3 protein-coding genes, 1 tRNA gene and 3 pseudogenes are annotated in these 7,112 nt (G+C 54.8%); 5 read left to right on the top strand and 2 right to left on the bottom strand.

What is annotated here, in order from left to right:
* Positions 1-2 precede the first annotated feature (2 nt).
* A tRNA-Asn gene (locus FBQ85_23920) sits at positions 3-78 on the bottom strand.
* Between the two features lie 286 nt (positions 79-364).
* On the bottom strand, positions 365-1,342 hold the full coding sequence (locus tag FBQ85_23915; protein MDL1878182.1) for a MerR family transcriptional regulator: 978 nt from the start codon (positions 1,340-1,342) through the stop codon (positions 365-367).
* Positions 1,343-1,579: 237 nt separating this feature from the next.
* On the opposite strand from FBQ85_23915, the pseudogene FBQ85_23910 reads away from it, so the two are divergent.
* The 5 genes and pseudogenes from FBQ85_23910 to FBQ85_23890 all read left to right on the top strand — a co-directional run.
* A pseudogene (locus FBQ85_23910) lies at positions 1,580-2,227 on the top strand (DUF4397 domain-containing protein).
* 6 nt (positions 2,228-2,233) lie between these two features.
* Positions 2,234-2,800, top strand: a pseudogene (locus FBQ85_23905) (DUF4397 domain-containing protein).
* A 15-nt stretch (positions 2,801-2,815) separates the two neighbouring features.
* Positions 2,816-3,967 (top strand): annotated as a pseudogene (locus FBQ85_23900) (DUF4397 domain-containing protein).
* 568 nt (positions 3,968-4,535) lie between these two features.
* Positions 4,536-6,200 carry a deoxyribodipyrimidine photolyase gene (locus FBQ85_23895; protein ID MDL1878181.1) on the top strand — a complete coding sequence of 555 codons (1,665 nt, stop codon included), beginning with the start codon at positions 4,536-4,538 and terminating at the stop codon, positions 6,198-6,200.
* A gap of 21 nt (positions 6,201-6,221) precedes the next feature.
* On the top strand, positions 6,222-7,112 hold an 891-nt coding region (locus FBQ85_23890), incomplete at its 3' end, for an NAD-dependent epimerase/dehydratase family protein (GenBank protein MDL1878180.1).

Below are 7,112 nucleotides of genomic sequence, written 5' to 3'. Positions count from 1 at the left end.
TCTGGCTCCCGAGGTAGGATTTGAACCTACGACCTAGTGGTTAACAGCCACCCGCTCTGCCGGTTGAGCTACTCGGGAGTATTTTGCGACACCCAATATAGAAATTTTTTCTCAAAAGTCAATATTGGGAATGCATCGAGCCGAAATTCCAATGGCGCGGCCGGACACTTTTAGAAATAAAGCCTTAGCCACTGATTCACGCGGATTTCAACGTATTTCTGAGATTTTTCGAACGAGACGATGATAGAACCTGCAAAAGAATCAGTGAAAATCCGTGTTTATCGGTGGTTTGAGAAAACGTGTGCGGTCGCGAAATGCCCGGGCAAAAAAGTGGCTTTATTTTCACCTCAAGCTCAAATCTTCGTCATGCCGGAGCAGCAGCTACCTGCCCCCGCCGCAAGCCTGCCAGCGCTTCCCGAAAACCCGCCATGTCATAAACCAGACTCGCGCCGATTTCCTCCAATACCTTCTTATAATTTTCAACCGCGCGGCCGCCGACAATGAGCGCGACTTCCCGGGGCAAATAGCGCCGCAGCTTGCGCAGCTCGTGCTCCAGCAAAGGATCATCCTCAGGATAAACGATGCTCAGGGCCACCGCCAGCGCCGGGTTGAACTCCAGGGCTGCGGCAATCTCTTCTGCGGGCAGATTGGGGCCAAGATAGGTTATTTTCCAGCCCATTGCCGCGGCTGTTGCCGCCGCCATGACAGCGCCCAGTTCATGTAGTTGGCTGGCGGGCGTGGTGATCACAAGGTTTGGCGCGTTGCCCGGCGTCTCCTGGCCGCTGCGCAGGCTTCCCCAAAATGATCGGATCACCGCTGTGACCAAATGCTCGTGAATCACACGCAGCCTGCCGTCGTGCCACATCTCTCCCACCCGATGAATCAAATGAACCAGCACCTCGTCGATTAAAACCGGTTGACTCAGAGCCACGGCTGCGCGGCCAATCGCGCGTTCCAATTCACTGCCGTCCAAGCGTTTCACGGCTGCCATGCAGGCTTCCAGATAGAATCTCGACGTGGCCGGCTCTTTCAGCGTTGGCGCTGCGGCGCGCTCCGCCTTTGCCTCGGGCGCATTGTCTATTGACAAAATCTGGCGCAATCGCTCCGCGGAAAGCTCGGCAATGTTTCCAATGCCGTGCCCGGACTTAACCGCCTTGCCCAGGAGCATGAGTTTTTCAATATCTGCGTCGGAATAAAGTCTCCGGTTCGTTGCCGTGCGTTCCGGCACAACCGCACCATATCGTCTCTCCCAAACACGAATCACATGCGACGATAATCCGGTTTTTTGGGCAACGATGTTGATGGGGTATTTATGATCTTTTTCCATGCCCGAATATAGCATTTTGTCTAATTTTTGTCAATATAAATGTTCACATAATTCGTTAATTTTTCTAATTTGTCCAAAATAATATCCTAAAATAAGCACAAAAAGCTTGACATTTATTAGACAAATTATATATTATTAGACATGAATTAGACGCCGGCCATCACGAAGTCAAAATTTTAAATTCACTCTAGAGCTTGTGAAACAGTCGAAGTTAACAACCTTGCTTGTTCAACAAACCAAGGAGAACCCCAAATGAAGAAGTTTTTGAAGCTTTCGCTTCTATCCTTAGCCGTGATGATCGGCGGCTCTGCTTTCGCGCAGAATAAAGCGCTGGTGCGCGTCGCACATTTGTCACCGGATGCGCCGAACGTTGATGTGTGGGTGGGCGGCAATCGCGTGCTCGAAGATGTGCCGTTCAAAGCGGTCAGCCGCTTTCTTGAAGTCGATGCCGGGCAGTATCGCGTGCAAGTTACCCCGGCAGGCGCTGAAACGCCGGTGGTGATCGATGCCAACGTCAATGTTGAAGCGAACAAGGCCTATACCATTGCTGCCACCGGCTTGTTGAGCGCGAACGACCTGAAGCCGATCGTGCTGGTGGATGATCGCACGGGCGAGGCGCAGAAAGCCAAAATTCGCTTTGCGCACACCTCACCGGATGCTCCTGCGGTTGACATCGCCGTCAAAAACGGCCCGGTGATTTTTAGCAACGTTTCGTTTCGTGAATCCGCCGGGTACGCCAGCGTCGACCCTGGTGTTTATGATCTCGAGGTTCGCCTTGCCGGCACAAGCACAGTTGCCCTAGCCGTTAATGGAGTCAAGCTCGAGGCAAACACGAATTACACAGTATTTGCCGCTGGACTTGCCGGCAACGCAACGCTGAACGCGCTGCCTGTCATTGATTTCGGCATGACTCAAGTTCGCGCGGCGCATTTTTCACCCGATGCGCCGAATGTCGACATCTGGGTCAATGGCGTGCGCACGCTTGAAAACGTTCCTTATCAGGCGATTAGCGATTATCTCAAGTTGACGGCCGGTGCATACCGCATACAAGTCTCGCCCGCCGGCGCGAGTTCTCCCATCGTCATCGACGCAACCGTTGATTTCGAGGCGAACAAGGCCTACACCGTTGCCGCGACCGGCTTGTTGAGCGCAGGTGATTTGCAGCCAATAGTTTTGCTTGATGATCGCAGCCCCGAAGCGCAGAAAGCCAAAATCCGTTTTGTTCACACCAGCGCCGACGCGCCTGCGGTTGACATCGCCGTCAAAAACGGCCCGGTTCTCTTCAACAACATTTCTTTCCGTCAAGCGAGCAACTACCTCAGCGTTGACGCGGGCAGCTACGACCTGGAAGTTCGCGTTGCCGGAACGGCAACAGTCGCGCTCAGTTTGGATGATGTCGCCCTGGCGGCCAGCACCAACTACAGCGTCTTCGCCATCGGTCAATTGAGCAACAATACGCTAGGCGCGCTTCCTGCGGTGGATTATGGCATGACGCAAATCCGTGTTGGCCATCTCTCGCCCGATGCGCCGGCAGTAGATGTTTGGGTTAACGGCGAGCGCGCATTGCAGAATGTGGCTTATCCGGCGATTAGTGACTACCTTGATCTGGTTGCCGGCAGTTATCGTATTCAAGTCACGCCCGCCGGCGCGAATTCACCGATTGTGATTGACGCGACCGTTGCTTTTGAAGCGAATCGCGCCTACACCGTTGCTGCCACTGGCTTGCTGGGCGCGAATGATCTGAAACCGCTGGTGTTGGTGGATGATCGCGACAGCGAAAATGGCAAGGCGAAAGTTCGCTTCGTGCACACCTCGCCGGATGCGCCGGCCGTTGACATTGCCGTCAAGAATGGCCCGATTTTGTTCAGCCATGTTTCCTTCCGGCAATCTTCGAATTATCTCAGCGTCAACCCCGGCGCATATGATATTGAAGTGCGTGTTGCGGGAACGAATACCGTCGCATTGACAGTGCCGAATGTCACGCTAGGAAGCAATACCAACCTGAGCGTCTTTGCCATCGGCCTGGCCGGCAATGGTTCTTTGGATGCCCTCCCGGCAGTCGATTCGCGCGGCGGCAATCCGGCAACATTTCAATTGCGTGTTGCCCACCTCTCGCCCGATGCGCCGAATGTCGATATCTGGATCGACGGCAATCGCGTGTTGACGGATGTGCCTTACCTGGCAGTGAGCGATTACCTCAATCTGCCTGAAGGCGAACATCGCATTCAAGTTTCTCCCGCCGGCGCCACACAGCCGATTGTGATCGACGCCACAGTGAATTTCACGGGCGGCAAAGCCTACACGCTTGCTGCCACCGGCTTGCTGGGTGCGAACGATTTGCATCCGGTGGTTTTGGAAGATGATCGCGTGCCGGATGCGCAAAACGCCAAGGTTCGCTTCGTGCACACCAGCGCGGACGCTCCGGCGGTGGATATTGCCGTGAAGAACGGCCCGGTACTGTTCAGTAATATTGCGTTTCGTTCCTTCGGAGAATATGCTGATGTGCCTGCGGGCAGTTACGATCTCGAAGTGCGCGTCGCCGGAACCAACACGGTCGCGCTCGAACTTGCGCAGGTCGCGCTGGAAAATGGCAAGAATTACACTGTTTTTGCCACCGGCCTGTTGAGCAACGGCACGCTCGGCGCTTTGCCGGTCAATGATCACTTCGTGACGACCGGTCTCAATGATCGCTTATCGGCAGTTCCGCAACAGTTCGAGTTGTTGCAGAATTATCCCAATCCCTTCAATCCGGAGACGAAGATTTCATACGTATTGCCCAATCAGAGCCGGGTGAAGCTCACGGTTTACGACATCCTCGGCAAGGAAATCGCCCGTCTTGTTGATGGCGTGCAGCCTCAGGGAAGTTATGACGTGTTGTGGAACGGTCGCGACGCCAATGGCATGCCGGCGAAAACCGGCGTTTATTTCTATAGATTGGAAGCTGAGAACTTCAAACAGACGCGAAAAATGACATTGATCAAGTAATTTCTGCCGCGCTTCATCGCGTCTATGTGTTGTTCGATGGTTATTGGAGGTTTTCGGCTTTCGCAAGCAACGGCGGCGGGCCAGCAATGCCCGTCGCCGTTTTATCCGTTTGTTAATTTTTCCAAAAATTATGGTAACTGCGAATTCCGATTTGTCAAATGGCGGAAACCTGAACGGCTCACGCGCATTAGTGGAATGGAAAAAATCAAGACTATAAAAAACCTTGAACCTATTTTTAGAAAAACTGAGCCGGCTTAAGGGCGATGATCGCAACCGCCGGTGGCTGTTCGTGCCCTACGATCAACTTTCAGATCAACTCGGGCCGCTGGCGCGTGAAAATCCGCGCGCATTTGGCATCATTCTAATTGAAAACCGCTGGAAAGCGGAACGCCGGCCGTATCACAAACAAAAACTCGCATTCGTTCTTTCGAATTCACGGCATTTTGCTTTGGAACAAGCCGGGCGTGGCGTTGCCGTTCGCTACCTTTTTTGTGATTCGCCTTATTGCGAAGCCCTGAGGCCTTTATGCGCCGAGCTTGGCCCGTTGGAGATGATGCAGCCGGCAGAGCGCGAATTGCGCGTCGATCTTCAGCCATTGCTAGACAGCGGCGCAGTGAAAATCATTCCGCATGAAGGCTGGCTCACCACCGCAGAGCAATTTCATGCCAGCCAGAAAAACAAAATGCCCTGGCGCATGGATGCGTTTTATCGCCATGTCCGCCGCGCGACCGGCATACTGATGAACAGCGGCAAGCCGCTGGGCGGAAAATTCAGCTTTGATGCGGAGAATCGCCGGCCGTGGAAATTTGAGCCAGCCGCGCCCACGCCGCCGAGTTTTGCGCTGACCGATATCAAAGCCGAAGTCGGCGAGTTGATCGAGAAACATTATGCGCATCATCCCGGCCGCCTTGATTTGAGCACACTGCCTGCAACATTGCACGACACAGAACAACTCTGGGACTGGGCGAAGCGAGAATGTTTGCCGTGGTTCGGGCCTTATGAAGATGCAATGTCTGCGGCCTCCCGCAGCTTGTTTCACACGCGTTTGTCGCCATTGTTGAACCTGCATCGCTTGCTGCCGCAGCGTGTTGTCGCGGAAGTCGAGCAATTGGAGTTGCCTCTGGCGAGCCGGGAAGGATTTATTCGGCAGATTCTGGGGTGGCGTGAGTATGTGCATCACGTACATGATGCCACTGACGGTTTTCGCAATTTGCCTTCGGTAGAAATTAGGAAAGCGCCGGGAGATGGAGGTTACCAACGTTGGACAAAGAAAACTTGGCCGGCTTCTCTCAGTGACGATGCGCGCCTCGACGGCGGCGCTGCGCCCGCAGTTTTGGGCGATCAAACGCCGCTGCCACCGGCTTATTGGGGCGAAGAATCCGGGCTGGCGTGTTTAGATCATGTCGTCAACGCGGTTTGGGAGGAGAGTTACAGCCATCACATCACGCGCTTAATGGTGCTGGCGAATCTCGCGACACTGCTGGACGTTTCACCGCGCGAGTTGACCGACTGGTTTTGGGTGGCATATAGCGATGCTTACGATTGGGTTGTGGAACCGAATGTGTTGGGCATGGGAACCTTTGCGCTCGGCGATTTCATCACCACCAAGCCTTATGTTTCCGGCGCCGCCTATCTCAATCGCATGAGCGACTATTGCAGCCATTGCGCCTTTGATCCCAAAACGATTTGTCCGATTACCCCGCTTTACTGGGCATTTCTGGCGCGGCATGCAGAAAAATTAAAAACGAATCAGCGCATGGCATTGGCGCTGGCAACAATGCGGAAACGCAGCGCAACGCAACGCCGGCACGATCAAAAGATTTTCGAAAAAATCCGTGAAACCTTGATTGCCGGCGAGAAATTGACGCCAGCATTGATGGAGGCTTGAGCTTGCCGCTCGCGAAATCGTATGATCACTCAAACCGATACGACGTCTGCTGTGGAAAAAAACTCGCGCGTGGTGTTGCTCACCGGCGCAAGCGGGTACGTGGGCGGGCGCTTGTTGCGCGCGCTCGAAGCAAAAGGCTGCCATCTGCGCTGTCTGGCGCGCCGTCCGGAATTCGTCGCGCGCCGCGTCGGGCCGAACACGCAAGTGATCAAAGGTGATGTGCTGGATGCCCCTTCCTTGCATGCCGCCATGACGGAGGTTGACGCGGCATACTATCTCGTGCACTCGATGGGCTCAAACGGCGCTTTTGAGGAGGAAGATCGTAAAGCTGCTGCGAATTTTGCGCAAGCGGCGGCTGCCGCCGGTGTGAAACGCATCATTTATCTCGGCGGCCTTGGCCGGGGCGATACGCTTTCGCCGCATCTCGCCAGCCGGCAAGAGGTTGGGCGCGTGCTCCGCAGCACCGGCGTTCCGGTGATTGAATTGCGCGCGTCCATCATCATCGGCTCCGGCAGCCTTTCCTTTGAAATGATTCGCAGCCTGGTGGAGAAATTGCCGATCATGATCACGCCGCGCTGGACGCGCTCGCTGGCGCAGCCGATTGCCATTGAAGACGTAATTGCGTACCTCGTCGCGGCGCTGGAGGTTGCGCCCGACGGCATTTTTGAAATCGGCGGCGCTGAGCCGGTTTCTTATCTGGATCTCATGAAAGAATATGGCCGCCAACGCGGCCTCAAGCGCCTCATCATTCCGGTGCCGGTGCTCACGCCGCGCCTTTCGAGTTTATGGCTGGGATTGGTAACGCCGTTGTATGCGCGCGTCGGACGCAAGCTCATCGACAGCGTGCGTAATGAAACACTGGCAAACGATGCGCGCGCCCGCAAAATCTTTGCCCTTGAACCGCGCGGCTTT

Source organism: Cytophagia bacterium CHB2 (genome assembly GCA_030263535.1).
Lineage (GTDB): Bacteria > Zhuqueibacterota > Zhuqueibacteria > Zhuqueibacterales > Zhuqueibacteraceae > Coneutiohabitans.
The sequence above is the reverse complement of the archived record's forward strand: the minus strand, read 5'-3'. Positions and strand labels throughout refer to the sequence as shown.

Bases quoted from the DNA above. Each gene is read 5' to 3' on its own strand.
- FBQ85_23915 (MDL1878182.1), bottom strand. From the start codon at position 1,342: ATGCTATATTCGGGCATGGAAAAAGATCATAAATACCCCATCAACATC.